The 433-nt window shown below is 23.8% G+C and carries 1 protein-coding gene; it reads right to left on the bottom strand.

Going from position 1 to position 433, the window contains the following annotated elements; all coding sequences use genetic code 11:
- Positions 1-76: 76 nt before the first annotated feature.
- Positions 77-379 (bottom strand): GIY-YIG nuclease family protein, encoded by a 303-nt coding sequence (locus tag G3997_RS06435; RefSeq protein ID WP_296644624.1) that lies wholly within the window; start codon positions 377-379, stop codon positions 77-79.
- Positions 380-433 lie beyond the last annotated feature (54 nt).

A 433-nucleotide genomic window follows, 5' to 3' on the forward strand; every position in this document is an offset into this window, starting at 1 on the left:
AAAGTTCCTTATAATAAATGATAAACTTATTAAGTAAATTAAAAGGAGTATTCTATTTTAATAAAATAGATACTCCTTATCCTATATTACTGGGTATCGTATAGTTTTCATTATTTTCTAATGTAGATAGAAACTCTTCTGGATTTTTGATAATCCATAGCTTTTTATTTCTAGTTAACTTCTTTATATAGTATTCTAATTTCATAGCATTACTTTTAGAATTAGCTATAAAATAAGCTTCTAATTTTTTAAATCCTTTAACCTTTGTATATTTGCAGTTTATACCACTTTCATGTTCTTTCATACGTCTATTTATATCTGTAGTATATCCTGTATATAAAGAATCATCTTTGCATCTTATTATATATGTAAAATACATCCTTTTCTCCTCTATTATAAAATAGAGTGTATAGCAGATAAATTCCCAATACAC

This window comes from Romboutsia sp. 13368, from assembly GCF_018336475.1.
Lineage (GTDB): Bacteria > Bacillota > Clostridia > Peptostreptococcales > Peptostreptococcaceae > Romboutsia.